12 protein-coding genes are annotated in these 20,924 nt (G+C 61.6%); 3 read left to right on the plus strand and 9 right to left on the minus strand.

Annotated features, from left to right (window positions below; translation table 11 throughout):
* The first annotated feature begins 12 nt into the window (after positions 1–12).
* On the plus strand, positions 13–2,388 hold the full coding sequence (pbpC, locus tag FJU30_RS15050) for a penicillin-binding protein 1C (protein ID WP_150435875.1): 2,376 nt from the start codon (positions 13–15) through the stop codon (positions 2,386–2,388).
* Between the two features lie 53 nt (positions 2,389–2,441).
* On the opposite strand, the gene FJU30_RS15055 is transcribed toward pbpC, so the two are convergent.
* Positions 2,442–2,690 carry a DUF7660 family protein gene (locus tag FJU30_RS15055; protein WP_223881601.1) on the minus strand — a complete coding sequence of 83 codons (249 nt, stop codon included), beginning with the start codon at positions 2,688–2,690 and terminating at the stop codon, positions 2,442–2,444.
* A 318-nt stretch (positions 2,691–3,008) separates the two neighbouring features.
* Between FJU30_RS15055 and FJU30_RS15060 the strand changes: the two genes are divergently transcribed.
* Positions 3,009–6,338 (plus strand): ankyrin repeat domain-containing protein, encoded by a 3,330-nt coding sequence (locus FJU30_RS15060; protein WP_191091619.1) that lies wholly within the window; start codon positions 3,009–3,011, stop codon positions 6,336–6,338.
* Between the two features lie 169 nt (positions 6,339–6,507).
* On the opposite strand, the gene FJU30_RS15065 is transcribed toward FJU30_RS15060, so the two are convergent.
* The 6 genes from FJU30_RS15065 to FJU30_RS15090 form a co-directional block, all read right to left on the minus strand.
* On the minus strand, positions 6,508–6,951 hold the full coding sequence (locus FJU30_RS15065; RefSeq protein ID WP_150435790.1) for a DUF6386 family protein: 444 nt from the start codon (positions 6,949–6,951) through the stop codon (positions 6,508–6,510).
* Between the two features lie 188 nt (positions 6,952–7,139).
* Complete coding sequence (locus tag FJU30_RS15070; protein ID WP_150435791.1) at positions 7,140–9,161, minus strand: CocE/NonD family hydrolase; 2,022 nt, start codon at positions 9,159–9,161, stop codon at positions 7,140–7,142.
* Position 9,162: 1 nt separating this feature from the next.
* Positions 9,163–10,782, minus strand: coding sequence for an ABC transporter ATP-binding protein (locus FJU30_RS15075; protein WP_150435792.1), 1,620 nt, complete (start codon positions 10,780–10,782; stop codon positions 9,163–9,165).
* On the minus strand, positions 10,779–11,609 hold the full coding sequence (locus FJU30_RS15080) for an ABC transporter permease (RefSeq protein ID WP_150435793.1): 831 nt from the start codon (positions 11,607–11,609) through the stop codon (positions 10,779–10,781). The genes FJU30_RS15075 and FJU30_RS15080 overlap by 4 nt, the downstream gene beginning before the upstream one ends.
* Positions 11,610–11,612: 3 nt before the next feature.
* On the minus strand, positions 11,613–12,560 hold the full coding sequence (locus FJU30_RS15085; RefSeq protein ID WP_150435877.1) for an ABC transporter permease: 948 nt from the start codon (positions 12,558–12,560) through the stop codon (positions 11,613–11,615).
* The gene (locus tag FJU30_RS15090) at positions 12,560–14,149 is read right to left on the minus strand and encodes an ABC transporter substrate-binding protein (protein WP_150435794.1); all 1,590 of its coding nucleotides are present in this window, start codon (positions 14,147–14,149) and stop codon (positions 12,560–12,562) included. The genes FJU30_RS15085 and FJU30_RS15090 overlap by 1 nt, the downstream gene beginning before the upstream one ends.
* A 196-nt stretch (positions 14,150–14,345) precedes the next feature.
* Between FJU30_RS15090 and FJU30_RS15095 the strand changes: the two genes are divergently transcribed.
* Positions 14,346–14,624: a CBU_0592 family membrane protein gene (locus tag FJU30_RS15095; protein ID WP_150435795.1), complete on the plus strand. Its 279-nt coding sequence runs from the start codon at positions 14,346–14,348 to the stop codon at positions 14,622–14,624.
* A 725-nt stretch (positions 14,625–15,349) separates the two neighbouring features.
* Here FJU30_RS15095 and FJU30_RS15100 read toward each other — a convergent pair.
* Both FJU30_RS15100 and putA read right to left on the minus strand, forming a co-directional pair.
* Positions 15,350–16,240, minus strand: coding sequence for a LysR substrate-binding domain-containing protein (locus tag FJU30_RS15100; RefSeq protein ID WP_150435796.1), 891 nt, complete (start codon positions 16,238–16,240; stop codon positions 15,350–15,352).
* Positions 16,241–16,390: 150 nt separating this feature from the next.
* Positions 16,391–20,335 (minus strand): trifunctional transcriptional regulator/proline dehydrogenase/L-glutamate gamma-semialdehyde dehydrogenase, encoded by a 3,945-nt coding sequence (putA, locus tag FJU30_RS15105; RefSeq protein WP_150435797.1) that lies wholly within the window; start codon positions 20,333–20,335, stop codon positions 16,391–16,393.
* Positions 20,336–20,924 lie beyond the last annotated feature (589 nt).

A 20,924-nucleotide genomic window follows, 5' to 3' on the forward strand; every position in this document is an offset into this window, starting at 1 on the left:
GCGGGCAGGCTGATGCGGCGCGCGCGCGCATGGCGCCCATCGGCCGCGTGGCGGCGTCAGTCGCTTAATCTGCTGGTTGCGCTGTTGCTGCTGGCGTTGCCGTGCATCGGTTTTCGTCTGTGGCCCCATCCGCCGCTGGCTCAGGGGCTGCCGCTCTCTACCGCCTGGTACGATCGTCACGGCGCGCTGCTGCGCTTGACGCTGGCCAACGACGATCGCTATCGCTTGTGGACGCCGCTGGAGGCGGTTTCGCCGCAGGTGGTCGAAGGCATTAAACTGCATGAAGATCGCGGCTTCGACTATCATCCGGGGTTCAATCCCTACAGCCTGCTGCGCGGTTTCTGGCGCAGCTATATCAGCGGCGGCCGTCAGCAGGGCGGCTCCACGCTGACCATGCAGCTGGCGCGTATGCGCTGGCAGCTCAATACCCGCACGCCGCAGGGCAAACTGCTTCAGGTGTTGCGCGCCGTGCAGCTGGAGCTGAGCTACTCCAAACGCGATATTCTGGAGGCCTATCTGAATTACGCGCCCTACGGCCGCAATATTGAAAGCATTGGCGCCGCCAGTCTGATTTATTTCAATAAAACGCCGCGCGAACTGACGCTGCCGGAAGCTCTGACGCTGGCGGTGCTGCCGCAGTCGCCCGGCAACCGTATGACCCGCGACAGCCGCGTGGCCGGGCCGGCGCTCAGCGAAGCGCGCAATCGACTTTACCGCCGCTGGCTGGTCCGTCATCCGCAGGACGTCAGCCTTGCGGCGTTGTTCCGGCTGCCGCTGGCGCTGCGCCAGCCGGAGGCCATGCCGTTCAGCGCGCCGCATTTTATCGAACAACTGCAGCAAAGCCGGCGGCAGCAGGCGTTGAACGGGCAGCGCGTAGATACCACGCTGGACGCCAGCCTGCAGCGGCTGGTGGAAAAACAGGTTGACGATTTTATTGCGCGCAACCGCCAGCGCGGCATCCGCAATAGCGCCGTGTTGCTGGTCGATACGCGCGATATGGGCGTGCGCGCGATGGTCGGCTCCGCCGACTACGCTAATCGGGATATCGCCGGTCAGGTGAACGGCACCCGGGCCAAACGTTCGCCGGGATCGACCCTGAAACCCTTTATTTATGCGCTGGGGCTGGAGCAGGGCGTTATTCATCCGATGACCATCCTGCGCGATGTGCCGTCGACCTTTGGCGCCTGGGCGCCGGAGAATTTCGACCGTCGCTTTCTCGGGCCGATATCGGCCGTCGATGCGCTCAATTACAGCCGCAATATTCCGGCGGTTTGGATCACCTCCCGCCTGAATCAGCCGAATCTGTATCAGTTTCTGCAAATGGCCGGCATCTCCGGTATGGCCAGCGAACGACATTATGGTTTATCCCTGACGCTCGGCGGCGGCGAGGTCAGCGTCCAGGAGCTGGCGCGTATGTACGCCATGCTGGCTAATCGCGGCGAGCTGAAGGCGCTGCGCATGGATCAGGCCGAGCCGCAGAGCGCGCCGGTGCGGCTGTTGAGCGATGAAGCCAGTTTTATTACCCTCGATATGCTGGGCCAGCACCGTCGGCCGGGAGAAACGCTGAACCGACACCCGGCCGCGCTGCCGGTCTACTGGAAGACCGGCACCTCGTGGGGATTTCGCGACGCGTGGAGCGCCGGCATTTTCGGCCCTTACGTGCTCATCGTCTGGCAGGGCAACTTTGACGGTCAGGGCAATAACGCTTTTATCGGCGTCAGCGCCGCGGCGCCGCTGTTTTTCAATATTATCGACAGCATACAGGCCGATTACCCGGCGCTGAAAGCGCCGCCGCGTCCGCGCCCGGCAGGGGTGAAGCGGGTGAAAATCTGTCTCGCCAGCGGCGATCTGGCCACGCCCTGGTGTCAGCAAAAAGGCGAGAGCTGGTTTATTCCCGGTAAATCGCCCATCAAGGTCGATACCGTTTATCGCCCGCTCGCCATCGACAATCGCAGCGGCGCCGTGGTGTGTACGCCGGGGGCGGGTGACGACGCGCATATTGAAGTTTTCGAATTCTGGCCTTCCGATCTGGCGCGCATCTTTGCTCTGGCCGGGCTGCCCAAGCGCGCGCCGCCGTCAACCGCCCACTGCGGCGAAAGCGGGAGCAGCGCCGGCGGCAGCCCGCCGCGCATTACCTCTCCGCTGCTGCATACCACCTATGCTCTGGAGTCCGCGGCGCGGCGCAGCGATCCGATCACCTTCAGCGCCGTGACCGATGCGGACAGCACCACGATCTACTGGTTTGTCGATGATATTTACATCGGCAATAGCGCCAGCCGGCGCAGTATCGAATGGCGGCCGACCGTCAGCGGACGCTATCGCGTGCGCGCCATCGATGATCATGGCCGGGGGGACAGCCGGGCGCTGCAGGTGGAGATCAGGGATTAGCCGGGCGGCAAGCGCCTGGTCGTTGTTCAGGCGCGTGTTTGAGCGGGCGGCACTTATTCATAAATTTTGGCGGCCTGTAATATATCCGCCAGAACAGACCAGCTAATGTCGCCGGGAGCGCGCCGTCCCGTATTTTCGTAAAAGCCATCCATATCCTCTATCCATGAGGCCATCGCCTCCAGATAACAAGATAAATCACGATTTTCCCATTGCTCCGGGTTGTCTCGTCTGTCTGAGGCAAGCCGATAAATCAGTTTAATAACATCGTCTTTGGTTGTCATTGGCGCCATCTTGTTATCCACCGTCAGCCGGTTCCATATTGCCGTTTTACAGAAAAGATATTCTCTCATCTTTAGATGGATTTTGCTTTGGTGGTCAGGACTGCTTTCCGGCGGCCTGTTTAACTACAGATTTTGCCATGTAATTAAAATTCCGTCGTCGCTTCAGACTTATTTCTATTGCCCGTTTCGTCTTCCGCGATTACCCGGATGCTTATTTCGCCGTTTAACGGCGCAAGGGAACCGCGCGTATCGCCAAAAGAACAAAAGCTATCCGCGCTATGCAACATAGCGGCGTCAGATGGTATTATCCCGCCCATCAAATTGATCCAGGATAACCCGATGTTTTTTAACCGTAACCAGACTATCGGCGAACTGATTAAAGCCGGCAGCCTGAGAAAAATCCGTCAGCGCGTCAACGCTGAAAACTGCAACACGCCCGATGAGCAGGGGTATACGCCAATTCATCATGCCGTGACGCATCGCCGGGCTAATATAGCCAGCTATCTGTTGTCGCTGGGCTGTGAGCTGGTCATCGGCGCGCCAGGCCAGCGGCGTTCGGCGATGGAAGGGGCGGTGACGTCGCTGTCGCTGCCGCTTATTGAGGCATTCCTGGCTTCTGGCGTGAGCCTGCCCGACTATATCGACGGGCTGCCGCTACTGCATGCGCTGGTCGGGCGTAAGGCGCTAAAAGAGTCGCACTTCGCCTTTTTACTGCGTCAGGGGCTGGATCTGAACCAGACCGACAGCCGCGCCAGCGGCAAGACCGTGCTGGCCTACTATCTGAGCCTGCAGGATATCCGCATCGATACGTTGCGGATACGCTGGCTGATCCGGCTGGGCGCGGACGTCAACCAGGCGGAGCAGCCCTGGGCCGCGCCGCTTTACCAGGCGCTGATCAATCCGTCACTCTACGACCGGCAGGAAAAGATCTCCGCCACGACGTTTTCCAGCGTACTGGATGAGTTACAGAAAGGCGGGCTGCGCATGGATCTGGATCTGCGCGGCTGCAAGTTTTCCGGTCTGGGGCTGGAGGCGCTCAAACGCGGGCACTACACCGGTTTTATCCGGCTGCTGGAGGCGGGCGTGACCGTGCCGGAAGACGAAAAAGTTAATATGATCCCCTACCTGACCAGCGAAAACTTCGGCCTGCGTCTGGCCCGCCGGCTGCGCGAGATTAATCAGACGCGGGCGCTCGATCTGCCCGTCAGCATCCTGCTGCACGATGTCCGGGAAATCAGGCGGATTATCCAGCGGTTGCCGCACGGCGCGCCAGGTATCGACCAGATGTTCAGCGATCTGGCGATCGCTACCCACCTGACGTGCAATGAGAAGCTGACGCTGCTGGGCATGCTGCTGGAGAGGGGGGCGGATATCAATGCGCCGGGGCCGTGGGGGAATTTCAGACTCAGCGCCCTGCAGATAGCGGCGGGCTGGCCGGACGAAGTCGAGCACGGCGGCGCGCTGCTTCCCTGGCTGCTGGAGCGCGGCGCGGCCATCGAATGCCACGGCCTGTCCGCGTTCTATCTGGCGATTTGGCACGACCATCTCGAACAGGCCAGCCTGCTGGCGGCGCGCGGCGCCGATTTGACCTGGCGCGATATCAAGCAGGGAACGGTGTTCTCTTATCTGTTCACCTGCGATTCCCACGGCAATCGGATGCCTCTGAGCAAGGTGACGGCAGCCCTGCATCGGCTGCAGGAAATCTATCGCAGCCGGGGATTGTCGCTGCCGCTGGAGGAGCCGTTTAATTATAACTCCAACGACTATGCGCCGCTGGACTCGTGTCTCACCCTGGCGGATCTGGCCGTGAGATACAACGCGGAATCTTTCATGATCCTGGCGCCTGCGCTGCTGTCTATCGGCTGGCCGCTCAATGCCGTGATGCAGAATGAGCACTTCAGCGGCAATCTGATCGCCAGTTTTATGTTCTATGCTCATGCCGGCGAGGATATCAGCCCGCTGCTGGACAGTTTGCCTGAACCGCTGGATCAGCTCAGCGAGGAATCCGGCGATCCGTTGAGATGGGCGCTGGTTTCCCGCGTGTCGCTGGAGACCGTCAGGCGGTTGATTGCGGGCGATGACCCGAATCGCGTCATTGCGCGTAAGATGAAAGATAACATTGTTGCGTATAACGAACAGCCGCTGCTGATTTATAGCATGGACCGCGCGGGCGGCAATAACGAGAGCGTGGGGCAGTACCTGTGCGGCTTAAGCCGTCTGCTGCTCGAACAGGGCGCCGATCCGAACTGCACCAGTAAACGCAAGTTGACGCGCGAGTATCAGCATCGTGAGGGCATTATCAGACTTGAGTTCAGCGCGCTGGAGTGGTCCGCCATGCTGGGCTATTTCGACCTCTTCAAACTGCTGCTGGATCATGGCGCCGATCCGCGGCGCCGGTGCTGTATCAAACAGGAGCAGTTTGTTCATTTTCTGTCGACCCGCCAAAGCGACAAACCGCAGTCCGAAATCATCCGCTATCTGGATGAGCTTGACCGACGCGGTCTGCTGGATATTGAAGCCTGCAGCGGGCAGAACGCTACGCCGCTGCTCTATGCCGTATCCAAGTGTCAGACGCAACTGGTCAGGTATTTTCTGGACAAAGGGGCGAATCCTGACGCGGTGGGCGGTTTCGACAACTCGGCCGCGCTGCACCGCGCCATCAGCAACTGGGGGTGGGTCAGCGGCGAGGATCGCCGCGCCACGGTGGAGATGTTGCTGGCGGCGGGCGCGGATATGAACTGGCTCGATCCCGACGGCGATTCGCCGCTGATGTGCGCGTCCGCCTGCGGCTGTCTGACGGCGATCGAGGCGCTATTGGCGCACGGCGCCGATCCGCGCCAGAGCAACCCACGCGGGCGTACGGCCCTGCACGAGGCGGCGCAGGAGGCGTACGGCTATGATAGCTATCCGGATGACGAGGAGTGCAGGCAGCCGCATGAGGTCGACGAGGCGCTCAAAATAGCGATCATCGAACGCCTGCTGACGCACGGCGCGGATATCGATGCGGCGGATGAGGAAGGCGCTACGCCTCTGTTGTGCGCCATTCGCGCCGGGCATGAGCAAATCGCCGGGATGTTGCTGCGCCGCGGCGCGCACGGCGGCAAGCCGGATGCGCAGGGCCGCACGCCGCTGATGGTGGCCGCGCAGTGTAGCGATCCGCGCTGTGTCTACATGCTGGAGAACCAACCGGAGGCCTGGGGCAGCCGGCATCATGTCGCCGGCAATGGCGACAACCTGCTGCATGCCATCAGTCTGCGGCGCGATTCGGACGTGGCGGATGAATTATTCAGGCGCGCCGTGCTGCAGGGCGAGGTTGAGCTCAGGGCCAACGACCAGCTTATCACGCCGCTGCACTACGCCGCTTATCGCGGCCATAGCGCTATCGTGACCTTCTGCTGCGAACGCGGCGCAGAGGTCAATAGCGGGGATGACGGGGGAAATACGCCGCTGCATACGGCGCTATTTTTCGACGAAGATGAGGTCGATGAGCCGCAGGTCAGACAGATGGTGACCAGTCTGCTGACGGCCGGCGCCGATCCGGGCAAAGCCAATGCGGCGGGCGAAACGCCGCTGGCGATCGCCGCGCGCCGCAATCTGACCGACTGCGTAGCGCTAATGAGTATGGTTGCGGCAGGTCGATCCGACGCGACCGGACCGACGCTGTCCTGAGCGGCGGGCTGGCCGGCGCCGACTCGCTCCGCCGCCGCGCGTCGTCGACTGCGCGGCTGTCTGGCCGGTTCGCGCCGCGGTGCAGCGCTTATGCGCCAGGAAGGCCGTCCGTCATACGCCGTTTTCCGTATGCCGGGGCTACATTTATGGGCGCCGATTAGCCGCGACGTTATAACCGAACGATCTCGCTAAGGCTGTTTTTGCTTTCCTGCGTCGGTGCAAAAGATAACCTGATGACATTGTCATCGCGTTTAAAGCCTACGGCATAACGGCCGGCGGCGATGTCGATGAATCTGCCTGATATACAGGCGGAATCATCCGGCTCCAGATCATCGCCGGTCGTGTCCTCGCCCGCGCCGATAAACACCTGACCCGACGGACAGTGAATCGACAGGCTACCGTCGGCGTTTGTCAGCGTTCCGACCAGTTCCACCCGATATGCGCCGTCGGCGCGCAGATCCAGAAAAATAACGTTGCCGTTATTCATTTCGTCGATCGCATCTTCCTCAATGCTCCACCAGTCGGCGGTATCGGCGATTCGATGTTTCAGCGCCTGCAGATCGAAGATAACGAGAGTGGCGGTATCGGTTGCCACGGGAAAAGTTATATCCATGCTTCAGTCTCATTGAAAGGCGTCGTCCGCTGTTGACCGGCGGGCGTCGACCGGTACCGTCCGGTATGATAACAACGGCTGTTGCCGGGCGCATGCGCTGTTTTTATCCCAATGACTGACCGGCGCCGGGCGCGACGCGAAGGATAACATGGAAGAGACGCCCGCCGCGGCGCGGCGGGCGCAGGCGATTAGCGCGGAATGCGTTGCTCCCACTGACGGCTGAAGACTTCGCTGCCGTTGTGCTGAACCCGCATGTCGGCGCTAAGGATAAAGTGGCTGAGATCGCCGCGTAGCTCCAGCGTAATATCCGCTTCGGTCCACCAGCCTTCCCGTCCCATTTTCATGGTTTGGGTAAGCAGGTAGCTGGCCGACAGGGGATTCTGACTGTTAATCGTCAACTGGCGCCGCAGACTGTGGTCGACGGTGGTATCGATATCGTCAAAGCGGTACACCCCCTCGCCAAACACGCCGCCGATGCCTTCAGTGACGTAGGTCCAGGTATCGGTGACGATATCGTAAGAGGCATGACGATCGACCCGCCCGGGCGACAGAATAGTCAGCGGCGTATCGGGCGCGGTCGCCGGCTGCGGATCCGGGCCGGCGACCGGCTGAACCGAGTCGCAGACCGGCAGGCGCAGCGCGGCGCGGGTCAGATCGACGCTGAGCGTCGCCGCTTCGGCCATCGGCCATACCATCGGCCAGAAGGTGGTGGCCAGCGAAACGCGCAGCCGGTGGCCGGCGGCGAAGCGCCAGGCGATGCCGTCCAGCTGGACGTCGACATCGATGGTTTCGCCCGGCGTCAGCGCGACGGCCCGATCCTGCCCCTGCCGATGGCTCAGGTTCATCCAGCCGTGCGAAACGCGAGTCACCGCGCCGTCCGGCGCCACGTCCGACAGCCGTACATACAGCATGGCCGCCGGTTTGTCGCTTTTCAGCGCCACGCTGAACCGCGGGAAGCCATATATCGTCAGCGCTTCGCTCAGCGGCTCGCTGTCGAAGCACTCGGCCTGGCCGTCATCGATGCGCTGATCGCCGGGGCTTTCGCCCGGCACGCCGGCGCCCATCCATTCGCCGCCCATCAGGCCGTGGCTCTGCGGCGAGCAGATGTCGCGCCAGCCGGCGGTTTCGTCGGGCCGATCGTTCAACTGGCCGCGGCGCAGATAAAACGCGCGCGGGGCGCCGGCCGCCGCGCTGTCGCCGTCGATGCCGATCCATTCGCCGAATGCCTGCGGCCGCTGCGAGGAGGGGCGCTGGCTGTCGTTAAGCCAGGCCTGCACGCGCGGGCCGTCCAGTACGTCGTTGTCGACGCCTTTCAGCCAGCGGTCCCACCAGCGTACGCCCTCCTGCAGGAAGCCGATCGCCGGCTGCGGCGTGCCGTCCTGCGGATAGATATGCGCCCAGGGGCCGATGATCGCTTTGCGCGGCACCTGCAGATTGTCCATCAGGCGAAAGACCGCATTGCTGTAGGCGTCGGCCCAGCCGCCGATCGCCATCACCGGGCATTGAATGGCCGACCAGTCTTCGCCCACCGACGCATGGCGCCAGTAGGCGTCGCGCAGCGGGTGCGCCATCCACAGCGCCGGGAATAACGGCATATTGTCGAGCCGCCGCATCCAGTCCTGATACCAGCCTTCGCCCACCAGCTCGGGATCCTGCGGGCGGCTCTGATAGGCCAGCATGATACCGCCCCACCACAGGTTATCGTTCAGCAGGCAACCGCCTTTGTAGTGGATATCGTCGTTGTAGCGATCGTCGGTTGAGCACACCGTGATAATGGCCTTCAGCGCCGGCGGGCGACGGGCGGCCAGCTGCAGGCAGTTGAAGCCGCCCCAGGATTTGCCCATCATGCCGACCGCGCCGCTGCACCAGATCTGGCGGCTAATCCAGTCGATCACTTCCAGCGCGTCTTCCTGTTCCTGCAACAGATATTCGTCGGCCAGCAGGCCGTCCGATTCACCGCTGCCGCGCATATCGACGCGCAAAACCGCATAGCCGTGGCCGGCGAACCAGCCGTGCATCGGTTCGTCGCGCGTGCGGGTGCCGTCGCGCTTACGGTAGGGGATATACTCCAGGATCGCCGGAACCGGCTGGCCGTGCGCGCCTTCCGGCAGCCACATCCGCGCCGCCAGGCGCGTGCCGTCCGCCAGCGGAATCCAGAAATGTTCGGTGACCGCCACATTGTGCGGAAAATGAGTCACTATTTTCTTCATTTTATGTCTCTGCCAGAATGTCGTTGTCGCGTTTTTCCAGCGCCTCGTCGAGCCAGGTGCGGCGCATTTCGGGTACGGAGGTCAGCAGTTTTTCGGTGTAGGGGTGCATCGGCGCGCTGAATACTCGTCCGGTCGGCCCCTGCGCCACGATATGGCCCTGATACATCACCGCCACCTGCTGGGCGACGCGTTTCACCGTGCCGAGGTCGTGGGTGATAAACAGATAGGAGAGGCCGAGCTTCTCCTGCAAACGGCGCAGCAGGTTCAGCACGCCTTCGGCGACCAGCGGATCGAGCGCTGAGGTGGCCTCGTCGCAGATAATCAGCTCCGGGTTGGCGGCCAGCGCCCGGGCGATACAGACGCGCTGTTTCTGCCCGCCGGACAGCTCGCCCGGGTAGCGATCGACCAGCGAGACCGGCAGTTCAGTCAACTGCAGCAGTTCTTCCACGCGCGCCCGCACCTGCTTTTTATTATGGCCGAAATAGAAGGCCATCGGCCGGCCGATTGCGTCCAGGATGGTTTGTCGCGGGTTAAGCGCCACGTCGGGCAACTGATAAATGATCTGGATACGGCGCAGCGTCTCTTTGTTTCGCTGCTGATAGCGGTTGGCCAGCGGCGCGCCGTCAAACGTCACCTCGCCGACGGTATCGTTCAGCAGGCCGCACAGCGCGCGCGCCAGAGTGCTCTTGCCGCTGCCCGATTCGCCGATAATCGCCAGCGTTTGCCCCTTCGGCAGCGCCAGGGAAATATCGTGCACCACGCGTTTGCCGTTGTAGCCGGTGCTGAGGCGATCCAACGCCAGCAGCGCCGGCGCTCCGGCCTCCGCCTGCCGGACGGGCGTCAGCGCATGCACCCGCTCGGCCACCAGCTGTTGAGTATACGCCTCGCGCGGCGACTGCAGGATGTCGTCCGTGGCTCCGCATTCGACTTCGCGCCCCTGGCGCAGCACCATGATGCGGTCGGCGATTTGCGCCACCACCGCGAGGTCGTGCGTGATATACAGCGCGGCGGTGTTGAACTCGCGCACCAGTTTGCGCAGCATAACCAGCACCTCAATCTGCGTGGTGACGTCCAGTGCGGTGGTCGGTTCGTCCATCACCAGCAGATCGGGTTTGCAGGACATCGCCATCGCCGCCATGGCGCGCTGCAGCTGACCGCCCGAAAGCTGATGCGGATAGCGTTTGCCGATGTTTTCCGCATCCGGCAAATCCAGCGCCTTAAACAGCGTGACCGCCCATTGTTGCGCTTCGCTCTTGTTCATTAGGCCGTGGCGCAGCGGGCCTTCGCACACCTGTTTGCCGATGGTCAGCGCGGGATTGAACGCGGCGGCGGCGCTCTGCGCCACGTAGGCCACGCGCTTGCCGCGAATGTCCTGTTTGCCGGCGGCGGACAGCGGTACGATGTACTGGCCGTTAATCCGCACTTCGCCGGCGCTGATGAGGCAGCCCGGCCGGGTATAGCCGAGCGCGGCCAGTCCGATGGTGGACTTGCCGGCGCCGGATTCGCCGATCAGACCGAGCACTTCGCCGGCCTGCAGCGCCAGCGAGATATCCCGCACCAGCGGCACGCCTTCGGTGGTTTCTATGCGCAGACCGCGCATGGCAAGAATGGGTTGGTTCATGCTTCATCCCCCAGAGACAGGTTGTTGCGCGCCAGCAGCCAGTCCACCACCAGGTTGACGCCGATGGTCAGCAACGCGATGGCCGCCGCCGGATAGAGCGGCGCCAGCTGACCGAAGTTGATGGCCTGGGCGTTGTCGCGCACCATGCTGCCCCAGTCGGCGTACGGCGGCTGAATGCCCAGCCCCAGAAAGCTGAGTCCGGCGATGAACAGAAAGGTGAAACAGAAGCGCATGCCGAATTCGGCCAGCAGCGGCGGAATGGCGTTCGGCAGGATTTCCCGCGTCAGGATCCAGCGCAGGCCCTCGCCGCGCAGCCGCGCCAGTTCGACATACTCCTGACAGACGATGCCCTGCGCCACCAGACGCGCCAGCCGAAATACGCGGGTGGCGTCCAGCAGCGCGATGGTGGCGACCAGCACCGGAATCGAGGTGCCCAGCACCGACAGGACGATCAGCGCCAGAATCAACACCGGTATCGACATCAGCGTATCGACGATACGGGTCAGCACGATATCCACCCAGCGGCCGTAAATAGCGGCGGTGAAGCCGGTGATGATCCCAATGATGAAGGAGCTAAAGGTGATGACCAGCGCGATGGCGATGGTGGTGCGCGCGCCGAACAGAATGCGCGACAGCATATCGCGCCCCAGGCTGTCGGTGCCGAGCGGCGAGTCGGCCGAAGGCAGCATCCAGATATCGCCCACCTGGGCGGTTTCGCCGTGCGGCGCCAGCCAGGGCGCGAACAGCGCGCCGATCAGATTGACGGCGATAATAAACAAACCAAGCCAGGCGGAGATTGGTATGCCGCGAGTATTTATTCTTTTCATGCCTTACCTCGCATGTCGTAAACGGGGGTTGCACCAGATAGCCAGCAGATCGGCGAGGGTGTTCAGCAGGATATAAGTGCCGCCGAACAGCAGCCCGCACGCCTGCACCACGGGCAGATCCCGCTTGCTGACCGCGTCGACCATCAGTTGCCCGATGCCCGGATAGACGAATACCACTTCCACCAGGATCACGCCGACGACCAGATACGCGAGATTAAAGGCTATGACGTTAATAATCGGCGCCAGCGCGTTGGGCAGCGCGTGGCCCAGCACGATGCGCCAGCGCGGGATGCCTTTCAGCAGCGCCGTTTCGATATAGCTGCTCGACATTACCGCGCCGACCGACGCGCGGGTCATGCGCAGCATGTGCGCCAGCACCACCAGCACCAGCGTGAGCATCGGCAGCGTAGCGTCGTAGAGGCGCTGACTCAGCGAGGCGTCCGGGCTGACCATCGCCAGGCTGGGGAACCAGGCGAAATGAATGGAGAAGAACATCACCAGCAGGTAGCCGACGAAAAATTCCGGCACCGAGATGCTCAGCAGCGTCAGCGAGTTGGCCAGACGATCGAACAGCGAGCCGCGCCAGATGGCGCAGCCGATGCCGAGCGCCACCGCCAGCGGGATCGCGATCAGCGCGGCATAGGCGGCCAGGAACAGCGTGTTTCCCAGCCGCGGCAGCAACTCTTCGCCGATCGGCCGGCCGTTGGCCAGCGAGGTGCCCAGATCGCCCTGCACCACGCCGCCCAGCCAGTTCAGGTAGCGCCAGATGGCCGGCTGATCCAGCCCCAGCTGCGTGCGCAGCGCGGCCACGGTTTCCGGGGTGCCGTTTTGCCCGAGCAGCGCGCTGGCGATGTCGCCAGGCAGCAGTTCGGTGCCGAGAAAGATCAGTACAGAGACCAGCCAGAGCGTCAGAATGCCCAGCAACAGGCGATGAAGAATTTGCTTTTTCATCATGACTCCAGCCAGACGCGTTCAGCCAGACGGCCCCCCATAAAGTTGAACAACGGATGGGGTTTCACGCCGCCCAGTTTTTTGCTGGCTGCATCCAGATAATCGCCGAACAGCGGAATCATCGCGCCGCCGTCGTCGCGCGCAATGCTTTGCAGTTCGCCGTAAATTTCGCCGCGCTGTTTCTCATCCAGCAGGGAACGCGCCTGCAGCAGCAGCGCGTCGAACCGCTCGTTCTTCCAGTGCGCGTCGTTCCATTTGGCGCTGGATTGCCAGGCGGTGGAAAACATCTGGTCGGCGGTCGGCCGTCCGCCCCAGTAGCCCATGCTGAACGGCGCTTTCATCCACACGTCGTCCCAGTAGCTGTCCGCCGGCTGGCGCTTGATGGTGATTTTCATACCCGCCTGACCCGCCTGTCCCTGGTACAGGGCGGCGGCGTCGAGCGCGCCGGCGAAGGCCGCGTCGGAAGAGGACAGCTCAAGCGGCAGCGTGCTCAGGCCCGCTTTGTTCAGATAGAATTTGGCCTTATCCGGATCGTAGGCGCGCTGCGGCAGCGCCTTGTTGAAGAAGCGATCGGTCTTCGGGATCGGATGATCGTTGCCCAGACTGCCGTAACCGCGCAGCACGGTGGCGAGAATTTTTTCCCGGTCGATGCCGTGTTTAATCGCCATGCGCACATTGTTATCGTTGAACGGCGCGACGCGGCAATCCATCAGAAAGGTGAAGTGTTGTCCGCCGGAGGAGCGAATGATATTCAGCGCCGGGCTGCGTTTCAGGAAGTCGACGGTTTTGAAATCGACGCGGTTAATCGCGTGCACCTGGCCGGAAATCAGCGCGTTGGTGCGCGCCGTCGGATCGTTGATCACCAGCACCTCCACCGCATCGACGAAGGCGCGATCCGGCTTCCAGTAATTGGGATTGCGTTTGAACAGGGAGCGTACGCCAGGCTGATAGTGCTCGAAGGTGAAACCGCCGGTGCCGATGGGATGCGACCAGTCGGTGAAGCCGTTCGGCACCACCATCAGGTGGTAATCGGCCAGCAGGAACGGCAGATCCGCATTGCCGCTGTCGAGCGTGATGGCGATTTCATCGGCCGCGCTCTTGCGCAGGCTGGTGATGCTGGCCAACTGCGATTTGATGGCGCTGCGCGATTGATCGCCGCGGTGCAGGTTGATGGAGTACAGGATATCGTCCGCGTCCAGCGTTTTGCCGTTATGGAACGTTACGCCCTGGCGCACCTTAAAGCGCCACTCTTTGGCGCCCGGTTCGGCCAGCCAGCCAGCCAGCAGTTCGGGCGTCGCCTGGTTGTTTTCATCGATTTCGACCAGACCGTTCATCAGCATATAGGCCTGGTTGAGCGGAACCCAGTCGCTGAACAGCGTGGGATCGAGCGTATCGCTGGTATTTCCGCCCGACATACCCAATTTGAGTACTCCGCCTTTCTTCGGCGCGGCGTCGGCGGCGAAACCGCTCAGAGGAGATAAAGAAAGTACGCTGCCTGCTCCGAGAAGCGCGGCGGTATTAAGAAATGACCGGCGGCTAAATTGAGCGTGCTCGAGTAATTTCTGTAAATCCGAATGCTCTTTTTTCATTTATTCCTCCCCATGGTGTTGGTCTCTGTATTTACTTATCACCCTCTTAGCGGAGTGAAATAATTATGATATATATCAAAACGCGTTAAGCCTGATATATGAGTTTTATGTATCAAACTATGCGAAAAATGCACTGCAGGATACCGTAAAAAGGCCTATTTTCCTAATCATCGAGTCCGGAAGGGGGAATAGGCATGTGGAACTGCATACCGTCATTGGCTTAATTGGCGTATTTTGTTATCTGCTGGCTTATGCGCTGGTCCAGTTACGCAAGCTAATGATTGACTCCAATATTTACGCGTATCTGAATATTGTCGGCGGCGCCTGCGGGCTCTATTCCCTGAGCCACGATTTTAATTTGGCCGCGGTTATTTCGCAGACGATGTGGCTGATTTTTACCCTGATCGGCATGCATGCCTCGCGCCGTCGCCGTTTTGCCTTAAAGAATAAAACTCCGCCGTTCGATTTAAATTAATCATGCCGCGTAGCAAACCGATATCGCGGTTATTAATTTTTTATCCTCGCGATACATCTGGTTGCGTGTGCGTTGCCCGCTTCTGATTATTTGTCTCGTCCCCGCGCCTTACCCGGCGCGGCCGCCGCCTGCGTCATTCAAATCCTATTGGCTATCCGGCTGGCGCGTAACGCGGCGCATTCATGCGCGTCGCGCATAAAGGACCAGCGCGTTGCGTTATTCAAAACGATAAGGTTTTATCCTGGCGCGTAAATTATTTAGAACGCAGGCAATATATAAGAAAAAAGTATGCCAAAGGTACGGCGTGGGATTTAATGCGCTGACGGATTATTTACAGTTATATACCCTTCATACTCCAGAACGCAGGTGCGTGGGCGCGCTTTGCTCACCCCAGCCACATACTGGCGTAAGCTCCCGGGGATTCACGGTGTCGCCGCCTTCCCGCTATTCGAACTATTTTGGGTATACGGCAGGCGGCGGATAAATTCGGCTGGAACGAATTTGCCCGGCCAACAACTGACCTTCGGTGAGCGGCAGGATGTCTTGCATTAATCCCGATGGACTTACACCGGTCGGTGATTCGGACGACGAATCCGGCGGATGCGGATTTGAACGCCGACGACGGCGACGCCGCAGGGGAGGCCCGGCGCCCGGCCGAATAAATAATTGAGCGCAGCATCTGAAGTCTGACGAATATAAATAGTCCGCCTTTTTCGCGTCGCTAATTATTTAGGGCGTAGCCAGTCGATAACCCGGCGCAGAATCGGTTTGGTATAACGGTCTTGCGGCGTCATCAAATAACATTTTCCGTTGGCCGCCAGTTTGCTCGGCCAGGCGGCGACCAGCTCGCCGCGGCTGAGATAATCCTGCACCATGCCTTCCCAGCCAAGCAAGATACCGTCCCCCTGAATAGCGCACTGGACCAGAAAAGGGTAATTGTTCGCGCGCCACGTCTGGCGCGGATAAAACCCGGTTACGCCCTGGGCGGCGAACCAGTCTCGCCAGCCGGTCCATTCGCGCTGCGGGTCGTCCTGAATCAGCAGGGTATGCTGCAGCAGGCTTTCGGCGTGCTGCGCGACGTCGATGCGCGGCAAATAGTCCGGCGCGCACATCGGATAGCAGATTTCATCGAACAGCGGCGAAGTATGAAAACCCGGCGGCGGTTCGCGCAGATAAAAGATCGCCAGATCGAACTCGGAGGAGCGCAAATCGGCGAAGCTATCCGAAATCTTCATGCGGATCTGCAGTTCCGGCAGCAGCAGGCGCAGAGAGGAGAGGCGTGAAGAGAGCCACAGCGAAGCCATAGCGCTGGTGCAGGCGATGGTGACCTGCGGCAGTCCGCTCCAGCCCATGACCTCCGCGGTGGCCTGCGACAGCTCGGCCAGCTGTTTGCGCACCTGCGCGGCATAGGCCTCGCCGCGCGGCGTCAGCAGTACCCGGCGTTGCGTGCGCTGGAACAGCTTGCAGCCGAGCGTCTCCTCAAGCTGCAGGATCTGCCTGCTGGTGGCGCTCTGGGTCAGATTAAGCTCTTCCGCGGCGCGCGAAATATTGCCGTAGCGCGCCACGCACTCGAAGGCGATCAGCGTATTCAGCGGGGGCAGGGGTTCAATCTGCATCGGTCATACCTCATGGGCGGGATGGTTCAGCGCCGACAGCCGGCGGCCCGCTCCGTCAGGGGGCGGGCCGATAATCTCGCGGCGTTATGCGGCGCTATTGTGGCGCGTCGGCGCCGCAATTGCCAGTTCGCGCCGGACCGGCGGCGAGGTTTAGCCGATGGTCATCAGGCTGGCGTTGCCGCCGGCGGCGGCGGTATTAACGCTCAGCGAACGTTCGAGCAGCAGGCGCTCCAGCAAAATGTCCGATTCGCCGTGCGCAAAGCCCTGCACCGGGATGATGGCGCCGTCGCGGCTGGCGACGCGTTCGCACAGCGTGCGCAGGCGATCCGCATCGCCGTGGTGGATCACCGCGTCGAAACGCGCGTCGGCCGCCAGCGGGTCGGGGCTCAGATCGATGCGCGTGCGCACCGCTTCCGGCAATGCTTCCCACAGCTGACGGTGCAGGACGTCGTCCGTCCACAGCGCCCGACAGCCGACGCCGACGACGGCGGCCAGCTGAATCAGCGCATCCTGCTCGTTGTCGCTCAGGCACAGTACGCGCTCACGCGGCAACAGGGCATAGGCGTTGCGTTCGCCGGTCGGCCCCGGCAGCAGACGCCGGGTGCCGCTCTGCGCCAGCGCGGCAAAGCGCCGGCACAGGGCGGACAATTGCGGCCTGCCGTCGGCCCATTCGCTCAGCGCCTGATGCACGGCCGCCCACGGCCGCGCCGGTTCGCCGTCCTGCGGCAGGCGCGCCAGCGCATCGGCCAGCGCATTTTCCGGGCGTTGCGCCAGCAGGCGGTACAGGTAGAGCGGTCCGCCGGCCTTAGGGCCGGTGCCGGACAGCCCCTCGCCGCCGAACGGCTGGACGCCGACCACCGCGCCGACCATATTGCGGTTGACGTACAGGTTGCCGACCCGGGCCTGTTGCTGCGCCAGGGCGATCGTCTCATCGATCCGGGTATGGACGCCCATGGTCAGGCCGTAGCCGGCGGCGTTGATCTGTCGGATCAGGTCAGGCAGCGCCGCGCGGCGATAGCGCACGATATGCAGCACCGGGCCAAAGACCTCTTTATCCAGATCTTCGACGGCGTTCAGCTCGATCAGCGCAGGAATGACGAAGGTGCCCTCGCGCCACTCGTTGCTGTCCTGCGCGTCGGTTTTTACCGCCCGATAGACGGTCAGTCCTTTGGCGCGCATCGCCTGAATGTGACGTTCGATGTTGTCTCTGGCTTCGGCGTCGATCACCGGGCCGATATCGGTAGACAGCCGGTCCGGATTGCCCATGCGGTATTCGGCCATCGCGCCGCGCAGCATTTTTAGCGTGTGCCCGGCGACATCCTCCTGTATGCACAACAACCGCAGCGCGGAGCAGCGCTGGCCGGCGCTGTCGAACGCGGAGGTTATGACATCGCTCACCACCTGTTCGGTCAGAGCGGAGGAGTCGACGATCAGCGCGTTGATGCCGCCGGTTTCGGCGATTAACGGCGTCGGACGGCCCTGCGCATCCAGCCGGCCGGCAAGGTTGCGCTGCAGCAGCGACGCTACGGCGCCAGAACCGGTGAACAGCACGCCGCGCACGCGATCGTCGGCGATCAGCCGCGCGCCGACCGTCTCTCCCCGGCCGGGCAGCAACTGCAGTACGCCGGGCGCCACGCCGGCCCCGAACAGAATTTGCACCGCCTGAGCGGCGATGAGCGGCGTTTGCTCCGCCGGTTTGGCCAGAACGCTGTTGCCGGCGGCGAGGGCGGCCGCTATCTGACCGGTGAAGATCGCCAGCGGGAAATTCCACGGGCTGATGCATACCAGCGGGCCGAGCGGACGATGGGTGTCATTATCGAAATCGTCGCGCGCCTGGCTGGCGTAGTAACGCAGGAAATCGACCGCTTCACGTACTTCGGCGATCGCATTGGCGTAGGTCTTACCCGCCTCGCGCACCAGCAGACCGATCAACTGCTGCGTCTGGCCTTCCATCGACGTCGCCGCGCGTTCGAGAATGGCCGCGCGTTCCTGCGGCGGCGTGGCGAACCAGATGGGCGCGGCGTCCAGCGCCGCCTGCAGCGCATGGTCGATTTCCTGCTCGCCGGCCTCGCGCGCCCGGCCGACGATATCCGCCGGTTGCGCCGGGTTAATCACCGGCTCGAAGGGCGGCGTTTCGCCGGCGCACGAACCGGCGATCATCGGCTGCGCCAGCCACGGACGGGCGGCGGAGTTGAGCAGGGCGCTGGAGAGGGAAGCCAGCCGGTGTTCATTCGCCAGGTCGAGACCGGCGGCGTTGCGGCGCGTTTCGCCATACAGCTCGCCCGGCAGCGCGATTCTGGGGTGCGGCAGGCCGATGACGCCTTCGGTCGCCGCCATCTTTTCCACCGTGATCACCGGATCGGCCACCAGTTCGTCCAGCGGCAGGGCGGTATCCGCAATCCGGTTGACGAACGAGGTGTTGGCGCCGTTTTCCAGCAGGCGGCGCACCAGGTAGGCCAGCAGCGTTTCGTGGCTGCCGACCGGCGCGTAGATGCGGCAGGGGCGATCCAGTTTACCGTCGGCCACTTTGCCCACCACCTGTTCGTACAGCGGTTCGCCCATACCGTGCAGGCACTGGAATTCATACTGGCCCGGGTAGTAGTTATTGCCGGCCAGATGGTAGATAGCCGCCAGCGTGTGGGCATTGTGGGTGGCGAACTGCGGATAGATCAGGTTCGGCGCGGACAGCAGTTTGCGCGCGCAGGCGAGGTATGAGATATCGGTGTACACCTTGCGGGTATAAACCGGATAGCCCTCCAGCCCGTCCTGCTGCGCGCGTTTGATCTCGCTGTCCCAATAGGCGCCTTTCACCAGCCGAATCATCAGTCGCCGGCGGCTGCGCTGCGCCAGTTCGATCAGCGCGTCGATGACGAATGGGCAGCGTTTCTGATAGGCCTGAATGACGAAGCCGATGCCGTTCCAGCCGTCCAGTTCGGCATCGAAACACAGTTTTTCCAGCAGGTCGAGCGACAGTTCGAGCCTGTCGGCCTCTTCGGCATCGATATTGATGCCGATATCGTAACTGCGCGCCAGCAGCGTCAGTGATTTCAGAATCGGGTACAGTTCGTCCATTACCCGTTCATACTGGGCGCGGCAGTAGCGAGGATGAAGCGCCGACAGCTTAATCGAGATGCCTGGACCCTGGTAGATGCCGCGGCCGTTGGACGCCTTGCCGATAGCGTGGATCGCCTGCTGGTAGGAAAGCAGGTAAGCCTGGGCGTCGCTGTCGGTCAGAGCCGTCTCGCCCAGCATGTCGTAGGAGTAGCTGAAGCCTTTCTCTTCCAGCTTGCGGGCGTTGGCCAGCGCGTCGGCGATGCTCTCGCCGGTGACGAACTGTTCGCCCATCAGGCGCATCGCCATGTCCACGCCTTTACGGATCAGCGATTCGCCGCTCTTGCCGATAATCCGGTTGAGCGAACGCGACAGGCTGGCCTCATTATGGGTGGAAACCAGCCGGCCGGTAAACAGCAGGCCCCAGGTGGCGGCGTTGACGAACAGGGAGGGACTGTGGCCCAGATGCGACTGCCAGTTGCCCCGGCTGATTTTGTCGCGGATCAACGCATCGCGGGTCGGTTTATCGGGGATGCGCAGCAGCGCCTCCGCCAGGCACATGAGCGCCACGCCCTCCTGCGAGGAGAGGGAAAACTCCTGCAGCAGCCCCTGTACCATGCCGGCGCGACCGGCGGCGCCTTTCTGTTTCCTTAGCTGTTCGGCAAGGCGGCTCGCCAGTTGTCTGGTTTTTTCCGCTGGTTTAGCGGGCAACCGGGCCAGCTCCAGCAGCATCGGTACCGCCTCCGTTTCGGGGCGACGCCAGGCCGCGGTGATGGCGGCGCGCGTGACTGACTGCGGCAGGATCTGGCCGGCGAAGTCGAGGAACGGCTGATATGGCTCATCGACGACCGGCGTTTCCTGCTCGCCTTCCGCCGCCGGCGAGGCGCTATCCTGCAGCGTGTTTTCCGCCTCCAGCCAGTCAAGGTAGTTGAAAATCGCCTGTTTAATCAGCCAGTGCGGCGTGCGATCCAGTTTCCCGGCGGCCAGCCTGATTCTGTCGCGCGTGGCTTCATCCAGTTTAACGCCCATCGTGGTGGTACCCATGCCTTCGACACCCCTTAATATGATAAAAGACTGTGCAGGCGATACTATCCAGTACGTTGCAACTTTGTGCAACCTTGTTAATTTTGAGGGAAATTGATGTTCATGTGATGTTTTCTTTTGGTTGAGATGAAATGGAGTAATTATCAAAGAGTTAATTTACAATAAATTGATTTATCTATTGTTTTTTCGTATATCTGCGGTGGTTTGTCCGGGGAAGGCATCAGGTGCAACCATTCGTATGGGCGTAATATTGCGCTTCGCCTTCCGCCCGTACTCATCTCTGCGTTTTCCCCGTCGGGCGTACTCTGCCCGCCGACCTGCTGCGGACGCTCGTTTATCGTTCTCGCGACTGATTATTTTAATGTGAAATGTCACTTTGTTCGATTGGCAACCCTGTTGTGATTATTTTTGGTTGTTGTTGATTTTTTTGAATATAAACGAAACAGACATGAAATATCACTATAATAACTCGTCTGATAATGGCAGGATATCGGCATTTCTGTGGCAAAAATGTCTCTTTGACTGGCGTTAATTTATTTCTGTATTTATGTAAATATTGACCTGAATCAACATTTTTTCAGGGTATTCG

The sequence above is a fragment of the Affinibrenneria salicis genome, assembly GCF_008710095.1.